At 74.0% G+C, this 14663-nt stretch carries 13 protein-coding genes; 9 read left to right on the top strand and 4 right to left on the bottom strand.

Annotated features, from left to right (window positions below):
* Positions 1–50: 50 nt before the first annotated feature.
* Complete coding sequence (locus tag ACWGIU_RS11190) at positions 51–1127, bottom strand: RNA ligase (ATP) (RefSeq protein WP_453704555.1); 1077 nt, start codon at positions 1125–1127, stop codon at positions 51–53.
* 225 nt (positions 1128–1352) lie between these two features.
* Here ACWGIU_RS11190 and ACWGIU_RS11195 point away from each other — a divergent pair, with 225 nt between their 5' ends.
* Positions 1353–2096, top strand: coding sequence for an SDR family NAD(P)-dependent oxidoreductase (locus tag ACWGIU_RS11195; RefSeq protein WP_453704557.1), 744 nt, complete (start codon positions 1353–1355; stop codon positions 2094–2096).
* Positions 2097–2443: 347 nt separating this feature from the next.
* Here ACWGIU_RS11195 and ACWGIU_RS11200 read toward each other — a convergent pair whose 3' ends face one another.
* On the bottom strand, positions 2444–3193 hold the full coding sequence (locus ACWGIU_RS11200) for a peptidoglycan-binding domain-containing protein (RefSeq protein ID WP_453704559.1): 750 nt from the start codon (positions 3191–3193) through the stop codon (positions 2444–2446).
* 832 nt (positions 3194–4025) lie between these two features.
* On the opposite strand from ACWGIU_RS11200, the gene ACWGIU_RS11205 reads away from it, so the two are divergent.
* Positions 4026–4481, top strand: a complete 456-nt coding sequence (locus ACWGIU_RS11205) for a hypothetical protein (RefSeq protein WP_453704561.1) — start codon at positions 4026–4028, stop codon at positions 4479–4481.
* Positions 4482–4549: 68 nt separating this feature from the next.
* Positions 4550–5392 carry a MerR family transcriptional regulator gene (locus tag ACWGIU_RS11210; RefSeq protein WP_453704575.1) on the top strand — a complete coding sequence of 281 codons (843 nt, stop codon included), beginning with the start codon at positions 4550–4552 and terminating at the stop codon, positions 5390–5392.
* A gap of 10 nt (positions 5393–5402) precedes the next feature.
* On the opposite strand, the gene ACWGIU_RS11215 is transcribed toward ACWGIU_RS11210, so the two are convergent.
* On the bottom strand, positions 5403–5702 hold the full coding sequence (locus tag ACWGIU_RS11215) for a hypothetical protein (protein WP_453704562.1): 300 nt from the start codon (positions 5700–5702) through the stop codon (positions 5403–5405).
* 97 nt (positions 5703–5799) lie between these two features.
* On the opposite strand from ACWGIU_RS11215, the gene ACWGIU_RS11220 reads away from it, so the two are divergent.
* Positions 5800–6276 (top strand): hypothetical protein, encoded by a 477-nt coding sequence (locus ACWGIU_RS11220; protein WP_453704577.1) that lies wholly within the window; start codon positions 5800–5802, stop codon positions 6274–6276.
* 45 nt (positions 6277–6321) lie between these two features.
* On the opposite strand, the gene ACWGIU_RS11225 is transcribed toward ACWGIU_RS11220, so the two are convergent.
* Complete coding sequence (locus tag ACWGIU_RS11225) at positions 6322–6792, bottom strand: GNAT family N-acetyltransferase (protein WP_453704564.1); 471 nt, start codon at positions 6790–6792, stop codon at positions 6322–6324.
* A gap of 458 nt (positions 6793–7250) precedes the next feature.
* On the opposite strand from ACWGIU_RS11225, the gene ACWGIU_RS11230 reads away from it, so the two are divergent.
* Genes ACWGIU_RS11230 through ACWGIU_RS11250 form a run of 5 tightly spaced genes read left to right on the top strand, consistent with a single transcriptional unit; the run spans position 7251 to position 14638 of the window.
* Complete coding sequence (locus tag ACWGIU_RS11230; protein WP_453704566.1) at positions 7251–8534, top strand: phenylacetate--CoA ligase family protein; 1284 nt, start codon at positions 7251–7253, stop codon at positions 8532–8534.
* Positions 8531–9841 (top strand): MFS transporter, encoded by a 1311-nt coding sequence (locus ACWGIU_RS11235; RefSeq protein WP_453704568.1) that lies wholly within the window; start codon positions 8531–8533, stop codon positions 9839–9841. Before ACWGIU_RS11230 ends, ACWGIU_RS11235 begins: the two co-directional genes overlap by 4 nt.
* On the top strand, positions 9838–10980 hold the full coding sequence (locus tag ACWGIU_RS11240; RefSeq protein WP_453704569.1) for a GNAT family N-acetyltransferase: 1143 nt from the start codon (positions 9838–9840) through the stop codon (positions 10978–10980). The genes ACWGIU_RS11235 and ACWGIU_RS11240 overlap by 4 nt, the downstream gene beginning before the upstream one ends.
* Complete coding sequence (locus tag ACWGIU_RS11245) at positions 10977–12125, top strand: LuxE/PaaK family acyltransferase (RefSeq protein WP_453704571.1); 1149 nt, start codon at positions 10977–10979, stop codon at positions 12123–12125. The genes ACWGIU_RS11240 and ACWGIU_RS11245 overlap by 4 nt, the downstream gene beginning before the upstream one ends.
* Entirely contained in the window at positions 12122–14638 is a 2517-nt protein-coding gene (locus ACWGIU_RS11250) for an acyl-CoA reductase (RefSeq protein ID WP_453704573.1), read from the top strand. Before ACWGIU_RS11245 ends, ACWGIU_RS11250 begins: the two co-directional genes overlap by 4 nt.
* Positions 14639–14663: the final 25 nt, after the last annotated feature.

Below are 14663 nucleotides of genomic sequence, written 5' to 3' on the forward strand. Positions count from 1 at the left end.
GTGGAGCGGGCGCGGCGCGGCGCGGCGTTGCACGGCACGACGCGGAAGGGTCACTCGTACTCGGTGCCGCCCTTGCGGGTCAGGTACGCCGGGCTGACGGCCTTGGCGATGGCGCGGCCGCCCACGACCGGGCTGTACCGTTCCTCCGACGGCCGGATGACGACGCCCTCGCGCAGGTGCGCGGCCTTCCCGGAGACGGTCTCGCGCCCGCTCGCCAGTTCCAGCACCTTGGCGAGGTCGTAGGGGCCCTCGTACAGCCGTGGCACGAGCGGAAGCTCACCGTCCGTCAGAACGGCGGCCGGGTCCAGCCAGCGCGTCTGCCCGTCGATCTCGGCGGAGACGTCGAAGACGGCGTATCCGGGCGGCGCGTCGGCGGTGCGTACGTCGGTCCCGTACGAGAGGTCCTGGACGCCCTTGCCGTACACCTCGCCGAAGATCCCGACCCGGGTCGCGCCGAGTCGGGCGGCCAGGCTCGCCGCGACGGCCGGTACGTCGTGGCCGCGGACGGCCCGCCAGTAGAGGTTGCGCTCGTCCTCCTTGAGCGCCAACCCTTTCGAGCCGAATCCCTTGGAGGACACGAAGGACCGCTCACCCTCGACCACGTACGTGAAGAGGCAGGCGGTACCGTGCAGTTTCTCGGTGAGGACGACCGGCTCGCCGGGCTCGAAGATGTGCGGGTAGCGCTGGAGGTTCTCGATGTCGACCCACGGCATCAGGTCGGCGGCGGCTTCGACGTCGCCGTTCATGGTCGTGGGTATGGGCGGGGCCCATTTGGTGATGCCGAGCAGCTCGGCGAAGTCCGTTTCCTCCTTGGCCGCCTGGGCCAGGTCGATGTCGGCGAGTACGCGCGGCCGGCACACGAGTCCTTGCGAGAGTTCGCCGCGGAGCCGGACCGCCTTGACCCGGTCGGCGGAGCCGCCGGCGAGCCGTCCGGTGAGGCCGAGCTCCTCGATCAGATCCGCGGGCAGGACGGCCTGTTCGGGGATGTAGATCGCGAACTCGCCTGTGCGATAGGCACCCTTGGCGATCACGGCGCGGTAGAGGCCCACCTGGGCCAGCTCCAGCGCGTCGGCGTTCGGGTGGTCGTGGACGGTCAGTTCTTCGGCGGTCACGCGCAAGGTCGACATGGGGCGGCTCCAACAGGGGTCAGGGACACGGACGACGCCCGGTGGTGCGGCGCGTCGGTGGCCACCACTCTGCTTCCGGCCATTTCCGCTGGTCCAGCGAATATCCCGGTGTTAGCCTGCCCGCCCCGCCCCGGCGCCGCTCCTTCTGTGTTCTTTCCGCGATCCGCGCTCGACGCTTCACGTTCCCGTTCCATGTTCGCGTTCCGTGCCCCGCAGGAGGCTCCCATGTCAGCTCGTCAAGTCACCGTCGTCACCGGCGGCAGCAGGGGCATCGGTGCGGCGACCTGTCTGCGGCTGGCAGCGAACGGGCATGATCTGGCCCTTGGTTACACCCGTGACGCGACGGCGGCCGAGGCCGTCGCCGAGCGCGTCAGGGCTGCCGGGGCCCGTTGTGTGACCGTGCGCGGCGACGTGTCCGAGGAGTGCGCCGTCGAGCGGCTCTTCGACATCGCCGGCGCCGAACTCGGCAGGGTGACCGGGCTGGTGAACAACGCCGGGGTGACCGGCCCGCTGGGCCGGCTCGCCGATGCCCGCACCGAGGACCTGCGGCGGGTGGTGGAGGTGAACCTCCTCGGGTACCTGCTGTGCTGCCGCCGGGCCGCCCGGGACATGGCGGAGGCCGAAGGCGGGGCGATCGTGAACGTCTCCTCGACGGCCGCCACCCTCGGCAGCGCCGGTGAGTACGTGCACTACGCGGCGACCAAGGCGGCCGTCGACGCGCTCACGGTGGGGCTCGCCAAGGAGCTCGGTCCGGACGGGATCCGGGTCAACGCCGTGGCGCCGGGCGTCATCGAGACCGACATGCACGCGGCGATGGGCGATCCCGACCGTCCGGCGAAGGCGGCGGCCGGCATCCCGCTCGGCCGGCCCGGCCGGCCCGACGAGATCGCCGGGGCGATCGCCTGGCTGCTCTCCCCGGACGCCTCGTACACGACGGGCACGGTGCTGCGGGTCTCCGGCGGCCGCTGATCGCCGCTGGGTCGTGCGGCTCACAGCTCAGATCCCCAACACCCGGCAGTACACCACCAGGAAGAACAGGACCGCGACGGCGACGGCAGTGAGACAGGAGCGTGCGAAGGCCTTCGCGACGCCGTGCTCGTCCGGCGGGGGCGGGGGCGCCGGCACCGGCCGGGGATGTGGCGGCGGCGGGCCGGGCGGTGGGACCGGGACGGGCAAGAGAACCCCCCGTAGGCACAGGTACGGATCCCACAGGAACGAGCAGCTCGATGTCGCCCCTTCCCGCGGTCACCCCGTAGCCCGACAGAGGAATTGAACGCGTTCAAGCCGACCCGGGGGCTGCCGGGCTCGGCGGGCGGTCAGCGCATCGCCGCCTGGGTGGCCGGGCCGTAAACGCCCGGGGAGTCGCCCTTGATGGAACGGTCACGCTGCAGTTGACCGACACCGCGCTTGGTCTGGCTGTCGTAGACCCCGGTGACGGAGACATACGTGAACCCCTGCCCCTGGAGCAGCTCCTGCAAGGCGCGCACCTCGGGACCGGTGTCCCCCATCCGCAGCGTTCCGTTGGAGTCCGGCGGGCCCAGGTCCGTGGCGCCGGGCGAGGACGGCGGATTCCCGCCCTCGCCACCGGACGCGCCCGGCGCTCGGGTGGGCGTGGGAGAGGCGGAGGAGGACGCTGCGGACGCGGACGGCCCGGCGTCGGCCTCGGCACCGAAGTCCGTGCCGCGCCTCGGGAGCGTCGGTACGGACAGCTCGGCGGGCGCCCCGGCCCGGGGCGGCTGCGGGTCCGGGCCGCTCAGCAGGAGCACCAGCGCACCCACCGCGGCGAGCGCCAGCAAGGTGAGGACGGCGAACGGAAGCCGGCTGCGCCGACCACGGACGGCAGCCGGGCGGGGAGCGGAACCGGGAACGGGAACGGGAACGGCTGCGGGAACGGCTACCGGAACACCGGGTGCCGGAACATGCGCCGGGCCGGGGAAGGCGTGGGGGCCGGTCTGCGGCCAGGCGGGAGCGGCCGATCGGGGCGGTAGGCCCGAGGGGGCGACGTACGGGCGTACGAGCAGGTGGTCGTCGGGGACGATCCCGCTCTCATCAGGGTCCTGGCGCATGGTGGTCTCCCGGCGGGGACGGGGGCCGGCACGGCGGTGCGGTGCCGGCCCCCACCCGGTCGGTCAGGCTCCGTGCCGCCGGGCGACGGGAGCCGGGGCCGTGCCGACGGCGGGGGCGCCGGGCAGGCCGAGTGTGCCGTGTGCCGGAGAACCACCGATTTCGGCCGGGGCGGTCGACGGGCGAACGGGTATGGACATCTGACGTATCTCCGAGGGGCGGCTCACGCTGTGATGCTTGATCGGCGCACTCTCGCCCCGATGCGGGGGCCGGGTCAAGCCCGGTGTCCGATCCGCCCCCGTCCATCCGATCTGTCGGGGGTGCGGCGGACAGCCGTGACCCACACGGTGGCGGCGGCCGCGAGCATCAGGGCGGCCCCGCCGAGCGGGGCCGCGGGCTCGGGTGCCGGCGGACACGCCGAGCGCGGCCCCCACGGGGGTGAGCAGCCCGACGGGCAGCAGCTCGGAGGTGATCAGGCAGAAGATGCCGAGCGAGACGGCGCAGACGGCCGCCCAGCCCTTCCACGGAGCGGCACCGCTCGGCTGTGCGGGTCCGTCCCCGGGCCGGGGGACGGACCCGGGACCCCCGGTCGGGCCGGACTCGGGGGGCGGCGCGGGATGGTTGCCGGGCGCGGCAGCTGAGGTCATGGATCGGTACTCCGTACCGACGGTCGGCGGGCAGGACACGGCACGGTGAGCCGGGGGTCGCGCCTCCCCCTTCACCCGTACTGCCGTTCCAATTTCCCACCCGCCCCGGCCATTCCCGCCGGGCCGGTGTCACCCGCACGCGTGAGAGGGGAACGGGTCCGGCCCGGTCGTACGGCAAGGTGGTCGGATGCAGTTACGCCGGGCCGTGCCCCTCTCCCTCGTCGTGCTCCTCGCGAGCACCGGCTGTGTCTCCGTCGGGCCGCAGGATGCGTCCCCGGCTCCCGTACGGGGATCAGTACCGCCGGCCGGGGCGCCCGAGGTCCCGACGCCCCTGGCCCTGCCGCTGGGGGCGCTGCCCGAGCTCGCCGCGCCCGCGCCGGACCGGGACCGGGGACCGGACGCGGACGGCGGGCCCGCCCCGGAGCCGGCCCCGAAGTCGGCCCCGGTGCCGGAGCCCTCGCGCGGGCGGGCCCCCGCGCAGGCGGCTGCGCCGCCCCGGCGCAAGCGGGTGCCCGGTCCGGCGATGGCCCATCCGCGGCGCAGGCCGGCCCCGCCGCCCGGCCCGGACCAGCTGTGCGCGGCCGCGGACGGCACGGTTCCGCCGTCCATCGTCGACCTGTGCCTGCGGCAGTACGGCCGCTGACCCCCGCGTCTTTCGCCGGTGCGACGCTTGACCCTCCCCCTGTGTCAGACCTTGTAGTGGAGAGCGTCATGTTCACCATCGGAGACTTCGCCAAGTACGGCCGGGTGTCGGTCCGCATGCTGCGTCACTACGACGCCCTCGGACTGCTGCGCCCGGCGCGTGTCGACCCCTTCACCGGCTACCGCTTCTACGAGGCCGGGCAGCTCGCCCGCCTCAACCGGGTCATCGCGCTCAAGGAACTCGGCCTCTCCCTCGACCAGGTGGGGTCGATCCTCGGCGAGCGGGTGGGCGCGGAGGAGCTGCGCGGCATGCTGCGACTGCGACAGGCCGAGCTGGAGAGCGCCATGGCCGCCGCGGCGGCCCGGCTGGTCCAGGTCGAGGCGAGGCTCCGGACCATCGAGAAAGAGGGATCCATGCCCGCCGACGACATCGTCGTGAAGAGCCTTCCGCCCGTCCGGCTCGCCGAGCTGACCGGCACGGCCGGGAGTTATGAACCGCAGGACATCGGCCCGGTCATCGGGCCGCTCTACGAAGAGCTGTGCCGCCGGATCGAGGAGGCCGGGGTCGCCCCGACCGGCCCCGGGACCGCCTACTACGAGGACGTGCCCGGCACGGGATCCACGTCGGCCGTCCTCGTCCACGCCGGACTGCCGGTGGCGGCCTCGGTCCGGGCCGAGGATCTCGGGGGCGAGGTCCGCATCGTCACGCTGCCGGCGGTGGAGCGGGCCGCGACCGTGGTGCACCGAGGCTCGATGGACGGCGTCCTGCCGACGGCGCAGGCCCTGGCGCGGTGGATCGACGCACACGGGCACCGCTCGGCCGGGTATGCCCGCGAGCTGACCCTGGCCTGCCCGCAGGACCCCGATCAGTGGGTCACCGAACTCCAGGAGCCGCTGGCCACCCCCTCCTGACCCCGGCCGCTCAGGGGCGGCGGCCGCAGGCGCGGGCACACCGCCGGGCCGTGTCGCGCCGGGCCGTGCGCAGCCTGCGCACGGTGGTGCGGCCGCGCCGCTTCCACTCACCCCGGGGCAGTGCGGCCCGCTGGCCGCCGCCCGCGATCAGGGCGTTGACCGGGGTCATCGGGTCGGCGGCCATCGCCTTGGCGAACAGGACGCCGACCACGAGCGGGACCAGGGCCACGGCCAGGGCCGAGCCGGCGGTGGTCACCTGCTGCATGCGCGGGCGGGCGGTCGTGGCGCCGCTCGGGGCCTGTGAAGTCATGTCCCCATTCCAGCAGCGCAGCGCCGTCGGGGAATCGGGGTGGATACTCAGGCCGTCGGGCGTGAGGTACTCAGACGGCTGGGCGGGGTGGTGGGTGATGGCGGTACCCGGGCAGGCTTTCGAGCCCTCGACCGGCGACGGCCCGGCGGCCGCGCACGGCGGGCGTCAGGCGGAGCTGCGCACCGCGTACGAGGGGCTGCTGCAGATCCGCCGTCTGGTGAACGGCCCGGCGGGCGCGGCGGTTCCCGCGCCGTGGGAGCTCAGGCAGTTGCCGCGGGCGGTGGCCCTCGCGCTGGAGGCGGCGGGGATCGTGCCGTCGGCGGTGGACGACGAGGGGCGGCGTACGCGGACGGGCTACCGCGTGGCGGCCGGGGCGGAGCCCGGGCGGGCGGAGGTGACCTGGGTGGGCCCGGCGGGCGGCGGCGCGGCCGGTGAGGAGCGGGAGCGGCTGACGGCCTGCGCCGTCGTGCTGGAGGGGCTGGGCTGGGTGTGCCTGCTCTACCGGGGCCCGCGGCGGCGCCGTTTCCTGGAGGTGGAGCCCCCGGGCAGGCCGGGCGGACCGGGCGGGCCCTGAGTGCCCGGAGGGCCGGGCGGGCCCCGAGGGCCGGGGGGCGCCCGCTCAGCCCAGGGTGAGCAGGACGACGTCCACCTCTCGGCCGCGGGCCTCGGCGAAATCGCGGGTGCGGCCGGTGACGGCGAACCCGCACTTCTCCAGCACCCGGATCGAGCCCGTGTTGTCGGCCACCGCCCCGGCGTGCAGGGGGCGGGTGTCCTCCAGCCGGATCAGCTCGGCCAGCGCCCGGGTGGCGATGCCCCGTCCCCAGTGCTCGGGGCCGATCACGTACGTCACCTCGCGCTCCTCGGGCGGCCCGAACACGGCGGCGTGACCGACCACGACCCCGTCGGCCAGCACGGTACGCAGGATCACGGCGGGGTCCTTGCGCACCTTCGCCCAGTGCGTGTCGAAGTGGCCCCGGTCGTAGTGGTACTTCCTGGTGATCGCCGCCATCTGCTGGAGACCCGGGTGCGTCAACTGCTCCCAGAAGACGGCCAGGTCCTCGTCGGTCGTCTCGCGCAGCCCGATCTCCATGTGCGCTCCGCCTCTCACCGGTTGCCATCCTGACGGCTCACCCTACGAGGTACGCGCGGCGGGACCGGACCCCGCGTCAGGCGTAGCGCACCGAGGTCCGCTCCTGATCCTCGGGCCGGGTCCGGAGAGCTCCTGGGGCGCTCCGGTCACGGGCAACCGCACTGTCGCTGCAGCCGGGTTACGGCCCCCGTCAGGAACCCATGACCGGAACCAGTCCCACCGAAAAAACTGTTGAATGTGGTCCCACTGTCCGGAAATATTCGGCCAATTTGGCGATGAGCGAACTGATGTTTCATCATCGTGACTGCACGTCAGCTTTCGGCGTGCGTCAGAGGGAGGCGGGGGCGCCGGGGGGTCCCCCGTTCACACCGGCCCCTTCCGCAGGCGAGTCACAGCTCTCGCCGCGGCCGCCGCGGCTCCCGTTCCCGTTCCCGTTCCCGTCACCCAGGCAAAGGCTCATGTCCGCCCAGCAACTCTCGGACCTCATACGTTTCGCCCGCCACAACTCGCCCTACTACCGGGACCTCTACGCGTCCCTGCCACCGCACGTCGACCGCCTCACCGACCTGCCGGTGGTCGACCAGCAGGGCTTCTGGGCGGCCAACACCCTGCACGACAGCAGTGTGCTGACCGGCCCGCTCAGCGAGGCCACGGTCTACAAGACCGGCGGTACCACCGGATCCCCCAAGTTCTCCGTCTACACCCGCGACGAGTGGCGCACGTTCGTCACCGCCTTCGGCCAGGGCCTCGTGGACACCGGTCTGCGCCCGGGGCACCGCGTCGCCGACCTCTTCTACGCCGGGGAGCTGTACGCCAGCTTCCTCTTCGTCCTCGACTCGCTCACCCACGCGCCCGTGGACAACGTCCGTCTGCCCATCGGCGGCGGCGCGCCGCTGGAGTCGACGCTCCCCACGCTGCGCGATCTCGCCGCCCAGGTGCTGACCGGTACGCCCACCACCCTGTGCCGGCTCGCCGAGCAGGTCGTCTCGTCCGGTGTCCGGCTCGACGCGGTGGAGCTGCTCCTCTTCGGCGGTGAGGCGCTCTTCGACGACCAGCGACGCCTGCTGGCGGCCGCGTTCCCGCGCGCCGAGGTCCGTTCCGTCGGCTACGCCAGCGTCGACGCGGGCCTGCTCGGCCGCCCGGTGTCCGGCCCCGACGCCCGGGTGCACCGGGCCTTCACCCCGTACGCGGTCGTCGAGATCCTCGACGACTCCACCGATGAGCCCCTCACCGAACCGGGGCGGCCCGGCCGGGTCGTCGTCACCAGCCTCTTCCGCCGCCTGATGCCGATCATCCGTTACCCCGCGGGCGACCGGGCCGAGTGGACCGGCACCAGGCCGGGCCACTTCAGGATCCTGGGGCGCGCCGAGGAGGGCGTGCGGGTGGGTCCCGTCTCCCTCTACACGCAGGACGCCCAGGACGCCGTGGCCGCGGCGGACACCGCGGGCCACGTGGTCGGCATGCAGCTCGTCGTCCGCCGCTGGGACGGCCGTGACGGGCTCGTCCTGCGGCTGGCGACGGCCCCCGGGGACGAGGCCCGCGGCCAGGCCGCGGGCCACCGGGCGGCGCTGGCCGAGGCCGTCGTGAGGGAGCTGGAGACCGTACGGCCGCTGTATCCGGACAGCGTGCGGGCCGGGTTCGTGCACCCGCTGTCCGTGGAGTGGGCGCGCCACCGCGACCTCACCGTCAATCCGCGGACGGGCAAGCTCGTCCGCGTGCTCGACGAGAGGCCGACCGCATGACCGCCTCACCCCTGGCCGACACGCCCGGGACGGCGACGGGACCGCAGACGCGGGCCGGGGCCGACCGCCGGCGCACTCCGCTGGTCCTGCGCAACCGCGCCTTCGGCGCCGTGTGGCTCGGCCAGGTCCTCACCCAGGCCGCCGTGCGCATGTTCCAGGTCGGCGTGTCCTGGTGGATCGTCGCCTACGCCGTGCCCGGGGCCCGCGGGCTGGCCTCGGGGCTGTTCATGGCGGTGTGCACGCTGCCCGCCGTGGCGCTGGCGCCCGTCGTGGCCGGGGCCGTGGCCCGGTACGCGCACCGCTCGGTGCTGCGGACCGCCGCCGCCGTGGCCGGGGCCGCCGCGGCCGCCCTCGCGCTGTGGGCGTACGGCGGCGGGCTGCCGCTCACCACCGTCTACGCGGCCGGTCTCGCGCTGGCCACCTGCCAGGCGTTCTTCGACCCGTGTCTGACCACCTCGGTTCCCGAACTCGTCGACGACGCCGACATCGAGAGGGCCACCGGCTTCGAGTTGTCCACCCAGTCCTTGGCCGGCCTCGTGGGAGCCCTGCTCGGCGCCCTGACCGTCGACCGGGCGGGCGTGACCGGACTGGCCGCCGGATGCGCGGCCGCCTACCTCGGCGCCGCCGTGCTCGTCGCGAGCGCCCGTTTCCGTACCGTCGCCGCGGGCGACGGGGACGGCGCGGGGGCCCCGCCCCGGCGGCGCCCGCTCCGCCGCATCCTGGCCGAACTGCCCTCGGTACGGCGCATCCTGATCTGCTTCACCGCGGCGAACCTGTTCACCGCCGCCGTGTTCGTCGTCATCCCCCTCTACACCCGGTCGGTCCTCCTCGGAGGAGGCGGCACCGTGGCACTGCTGGAGGCCTCCCTGGGCACCGGTGCGCTCGTCGGCGCGTTCACCGGCACCCGCGTGCCGGGACGGCCCACGGTCGCCGGCGCCTGGTGCCTGGGGCTGATGGCCCTCGCCCTGGCGCCGCCCGGGCTGTTCGCGCAGCGCCCGGCCGTCGCGGGCTGCCTGGCCGTGGCCGGCTGGTGCGCCGGGGCCGTCAGCGTCCGCTTCGTCGCCCTGTTCCAGCGGATGGTGCCGACGGCGGACAAGCCCGGCTTCTTCGCCGTGATGCAGGCCGTCCTGGGCGCCTCACTGCCGGTGGCGTCCCTGGTGTTCGGCTCCGCCGGTGACTTCCTCTCCCCGCGGACGCTCTGCCTCGCGCAGGGCATCGGTCTGCTCCCCGCGGCCTGCGCACTGGCCCTGCTCGGGTCCCGTACGCCCGAGGCGGCCGTGGCGGAACCCGCGGGAGGCGAGCGATGAGCCCCGTGATCGCCCCGGCCGTCCGCGCGGACATCGCCGAACTGCGCCAGCTCTACTACGCCGTCTACGGTCCGCACTACCCGGTGGCGCTGGGCACCGACCCGGCCGAGATGGCCCGGCTCATCGCGGACCCGCACTCCCTGTGGCTCGTCACGCGCTGCGCGGGCACCGGGGCCCTGACCGCGTCCGCCGCCATCCACGGCGAGGCCGGCAGCCGCACCGGCCGGCTGGAGGGCATCGCCGTGCACCCCGAGCACCGCTCGGCAGGCCTGGCCGCCGCCCTGACCGAGGCCCTGTGCGCCGGGATGCTGGACACGGGCCGCCTGGACTCGGTGTACGCGACCGTCCGCACGGTCAGCGCCGGCCCGCAGCGAGTCGTCGCCCGCAACGGCTTCCGTCCGCTGGGCATCCTGCCCAACGCGGTCGATCTCAGCACCCGCGAAAGCCTCGCCCTCTACGCGCGTCACGCCACCGGAGTGCTCGACCGCCGGATCCCCGTCACCGAAGTACCGGCCCCACTGCTGCCGTTGCTGCGTACCTCCGAGTCCGCGCTCGGCATCGCCTACCCCGGGGTCAGGGCCGCCGCCCCGCTCCCGGCCCCCGCGCCGCACACCGCGGTCGAACGGCTGGAGATGATCGAGGCACCGGCCTTTGTCCGCCGCCGCTTCCGCGAGCGGTTCCCGGGCGCCGAGGGCTGGTTCTACCCGCTGCACACCCCGAACGTGCTGCTCACCCCCGAGGACGGCCGGTTCGAGGTCTACGCCTACCTCAACCGCGCCGGCGGGTACGGCTCCCTGCTGACGGCCCACCCCGACCCGGCCGCCGCTGCGGCCCACCTCGAACCCGTCACCCGCGCCCTGGCCCGCGCGGGCGCCGGCTACGTCGAAGCCCTGGTGCCGCTCGCGCACCACGAGGCCCTCTCCGCCTTCCTGGCCCAGGGGTTCGTCGCCGGGGCCCTCTACCCGGCCATGCGCGCGGACGGTGACGGCTTCCACGACTACGCCGTCCTGTCCCGTTCCGGCGAGCGGATCGACTTCCGCGGCGTCGCGGTCGAACCGCCCCTCCAGCCGTACCTGGACTGCTATGTGTCGGCCTGGGCGTCGACACATCTGCCCACATCATCCGAGGTTGCCTCATGAACCCCCATCTCGCGCCGGTCGCCGTACCCGACCCGGCCCTGCTGCCGCACGTACAAGAGCTGTGCGACCTGACCGACCCGTACGCCTTCGGACCCGCGCAGGACGAGCTGTTCGCCGCGGCCATGGCGGAGACCAACGCCTGGCACACCGAGCGCTCCGCGTTCTTCCGCTCCCTGTACGAGGCCACCGGCCCGGCCGAGCCGTACCGTACGCCGCTCGTCCACGCGAACTTCTTCAAGCGGCACGAGGTGCTCTCCATCCCCCGCGAGGACGTCGAGCTGCACCTGACCTCCTCCGGCACCACCGGCCAGAAGTCGCAGATGTTCTTCGACCGGTGGACCATCCGCTCCGCGCAGCGCATGGTCGCCCGGATCTTCGAGCGCAACGGGTGGATCACCCCCGACCAGGAGGTCAACTACCTCCTCTACAGCTACGAGCCGGCCCCCTCGCTGAACCTCGGGACCGCCTTCACCGACAACTACCTGTGCGATTTCGCCCCGGCGCGCAGCGTCGCGTACGCGCTGCGCAACACCGGCGGCGAGCACGAGTTCGACCCCTTCGGCTGTATCGCCGCACTGCGCCGCTTCGAGCAGGAGGACGCCCCGGTCCGCATCCTCGGCTTCCCGGCCTTCCTCTTCTTCACCCTGGAGCGGATGCGAGCCATGGGGCTGCCTCCGCTGCGCCTGCCCGAGGGCTCCCTCGTCGTCCTCGGCGGCGGCTGGAAGGGCCACGCCGACCGGCGCATCGGCAAGGAGGAGCTGTACTCCCGGGTCACCGAGCAGCTCGGCATCCCGGGTGAGCGGATCCGGGACACCTTCGGGTCGGTCGAACACTGCATCCCGTACATCGAGTGCGACCACCACCGGCTGCACGCCCCCGTCTGGTCGCGGGTGACGATCCGCTCCACCCGCACGCTCGAACCCCTGCCCCACGGGGAGCGGGGCTACCTGCACCTCGTGTCGCCCTACATCACCTCGGTGCCGGCGCAGAGCGTGGTCATGGGCGACCTCGCCTCCCTCCAGCCGGGCGACGCCTGCGGGTGCGAGCTCCGGACCCCCTGGTTCACCGTCCACGGCCGTGCCGGGGTGAGCCGCAACCGCAGCTGCGCGGTGGCCGCGGCGGAACTGATGAAGGGAATGGCGTGACCTTGAACGTGCAACACCACTACTGGCAGGGCTCCTTCATCGACGACGAGGAGGCCGGGCACCGCCTCGCCGGTCTGCCGGCCGCCGTCGAAGCCGCGCTGAGCGAGGTACTGGAGACCGAGACCGTCCTGGCCGCGTGCGACGCCCTCGGCGCCGCCCTGTGCGACCCCGACCACCCGGTGCGCGCCCGGCTCGCCGCGCACCTGCCCGAGGGCGAGGATCCGGCCGTCCTGGCCGAACTGGGCGGCCTCCTCGCCCGGCGTGAGCTGACCCGCAAGCTGCGCCGGGAACTCGGCAGCGCGACGCCCGGCCGGCTGAACCGGGCCGATCCGCGGGAGACGGTCTACGAGGCGTGGGCGCCCGTCGGCATGGTCGCCCACATCGCGCCGGGCAACGCCGCGACGGTCGCGCCGCTGAGCATCGTCGAGGGCCTGCTCGCCGGCAACGTCAACGTGCTCAAGACCAGCGGCGACGACACCCTCCTGACCCAGCACCTGATGGCCGAGCTCGCGGCCCTCGACCCCAGTGGCGCGCTGGCCACGCGGATCGTCGTCCTGCGCTTCCCCTCCTCCCGGCAGGAGTGGCTGCGGCTGATGTGCGCGCCGGCGGACGCCGTCGCCGTTTGGGGCGGGGAAGCCGCCGTCGAAGGGGTGGCGGCCCATGTTCCGGCCGGCTGCCGGCTGGTGGAGTGGGGGCACCGGATCTCCTTCGCCTACCTGACAGCCGGCGCCTGGTCGGACGCCGGGACCCTCGACGCCCTGGCGGACGACGTCTGCCTGCACGAGCAGGAGGCGTGCTCCAGCCCCCAGGTCGTGTACCTCGACACCGAGGACGAGGACGAGGTCTTCGGTTTCGCCGAGCGGTTCGCCGCGGTCCTCGCCGCCCGGCCGCCGGCCGCGGCCGGTGCTCAGAAGGACGAGCAGGACCCCGCGGAGGCGGCCGAGCTGACCACCACCGAGCTGATGGCCCGGCTGGAGGAACACCTGGGCCTGACCCGGGTGTTCACGGCTCCCGACGGCTCGTGGCGGGTCATGGCCGACACCCGGTCCCCGCTGACCGCCTCACCGCTGCACCGCAGCGTGTGGGTCAAGCCGCTGCCCCGCAAGCGGCTGATCGCCACCCTGCGGCCGATGCGCCGCTACCTGCAGACGGCGGGCCTCGCGGGCAGCGCCACGGACGTCGCCGAGCTGTCCCGTACCGCCCTGGCCGCGGGGGTCACCCGGGTCACGCCGGTCGGCGCGATGCTGGAGAGCTACGCGGGTGAGCCGCACGACGGCGTCTACGCCCTGCAGCGCTACAGCCGCCGCGTCGCGGTCCAGGCAGATCCGGCCCGGTTCGCCACCACCGCCTGCCTGGACGACCTGGTCCGGCCCGTGGTGCTGCCGCGTCCCGCGGGCCCGCTGCTGGGCAAGGAGGACGTGCAGCAGCCGGCCCGCCGGCTGACGCGGGCCGATGCCGAGCTGTACTTCCGCAGCGGCGGCAGCACCGGCGCGCCGGCGCTGTCGGTCTTCAGCTACGACGACTACGACACGCAGATGCACGCCGCCGCGCGGGGCCTGCTGGCCGCCGGCTACGACCCGGCCGCGGACCGGACCGCCAACCTGTTCTACTGCGGCTCCATGTACGGCAGCTTCATCAGCTTCTTCTCCGTGCTGGAACGGCTCGGCGGGGTGCAGTTGCCGCTGTCGGCGGGCCCCGACCACCGGGCCACGGCGCAGGCGCTGATCGACCACGGGGCCGACACCCTCTTCGGCATGCCCTCCTACCTGTGGCAGCTGCTGCACGCGGAGGCGGATGCGCTGCGCGCGTACGGCGGCCTGCGCAAGGTGTTCTACGGGGGCGAGCACTTCACCGAGGAGCAGCAGCGCACCTTGAAGGACACGTTCGGCATCGAGGTCGTCCGCTCGATCACGTACGGCAGCACCGACCTCGGCCCGCTCGGCTACCAGTGCACCGAGAGCTCCGGCGGCGTCCACCACCTGCACGCCGACCTGCACACGATGGAGATCCTGGACCTGGGCGAGGACCGCCCGGTGGTCCCGGGCGAGACGGGCCGACTGGTCTTCACCACGCACGCCCGGCGCGGCCAGCGGCTGGGCCGGTACGTGATAGGCGACCTGGGCCGGGAGGTCCCGGGCCGCTGCCCGTGCGGACGGCACGCGCCGCGCTTCGAGCTGCGGGGGCGCACCGGCGACGTGATGCGGGTGGCGACGTACTTCCTGAACCTGCGGCGCTTCCTGGTCCTGGCCGGGGAACAGGGCGGTCACCGGGGCGAGCTGCAGGTCAGGCTCGACTCCGCCGGCGCGCGCGAGCGGCTGACCGTCCGGGTGGAGCGGGCCGCGGCGACGGACGCGGAGCGGCTGCGGGAGGTCTTCCTGGCCGGCTACCCGGAGCTGTGCTCGGCGGTCGCGGAGGGGCTGCTGGAGCTGGTGGTCGAGGCGGTGGACGGCGCGTCGCTGGACCGCAGTCCGACCAGCGGCAAGCTCCTCGCCGTGGTGGACGCGCGCCGTTAGACGACCGGGGGCGCGGGCCGGCCCC

The organism is Streptomyces sp. NPDC054840 (assembly GCF_053611065.1).

Coding starts and splice junctions, on each gene's coding strand:
- ACWGIU_RS11215 (WP_453704562.1), bottom strand. CDS start 5,702: ATGACTTCACAGGCCCCGAGCGGCGCCACGACCGCCCGCCCGCGCATG.
- ACWGIU_RS11240 (WP_453704569.1), top strand. CDS start 9,838: ATGAGCCCCGTGATCGCCCCGGCCGTCCGCGCGGACATCGCCGAACTG.
- ACWGIU_RS11205 (WP_453704561.1), top strand. CDS start 4,026: ATGCAGTTACGCCGGGCCGTGCCCCTCTCCCTCGTCGTGCTCCTCGCG.
- ACWGIU_RS11190 (WP_453704555.1), bottom strand. CDS start 1,127: ATGTCGACCTTGCGCGTGACCGCCGAAGAACTGACCGTCCACGACCAC.
- ACWGIU_RS11210 (WP_453704575.1), top strand. CDS start 4,550: ATGTTCACCATCGGAGACTTCGCCAAGTACGGCCGGGTGTCGGTCCGC.
- ACWGIU_RS11195 (WP_453704557.1), top strand. CDS start 1,353: ATGTCAGCTCGTCAAGTCACCGTCGTCACCGGCGGCAGCAGGGGCATC.
- ACWGIU_RS11220 (WP_453704577.1), top strand. CDS start 5,800: ATGGCGGTACCCGGGCAGGCTTTCGAGCCCTCGACCGGCGACGGCCCG.
- ACWGIU_RS11245 (WP_453704571.1), top strand. CDS start 10,977: ATGAACCCCCATCTCGCGCCGGTCGCCGTACCCGACCCGGCCCTGCTG.
- ACWGIU_RS11230 (WP_453704566.1), top strand. CDS start 7,251: ATGTCCGCCCAGCAACTCTCGGACCTCATACGTTTCGCCCGCCACAAC.
- ACWGIU_RS11235 (WP_453704568.1), top strand. CDS start 8,531: ATGACCGCCTCACCCCTGGCCGACACGCCCGGGACGGCGACGGGACCG.
- ACWGIU_RS11225 (WP_453704564.1), bottom strand. CDS start 6,792: ATGGAGATCGGGCTGCGCGAGACGACCGACGAGGACCTGGCCGTCTTC.
- ACWGIU_RS11200 (WP_453704559.1), bottom strand. CDS start 3,193: ATGCGCCAGGACCCTGATGAGAGCGGGATCGTCCCCGACGACCACCTG.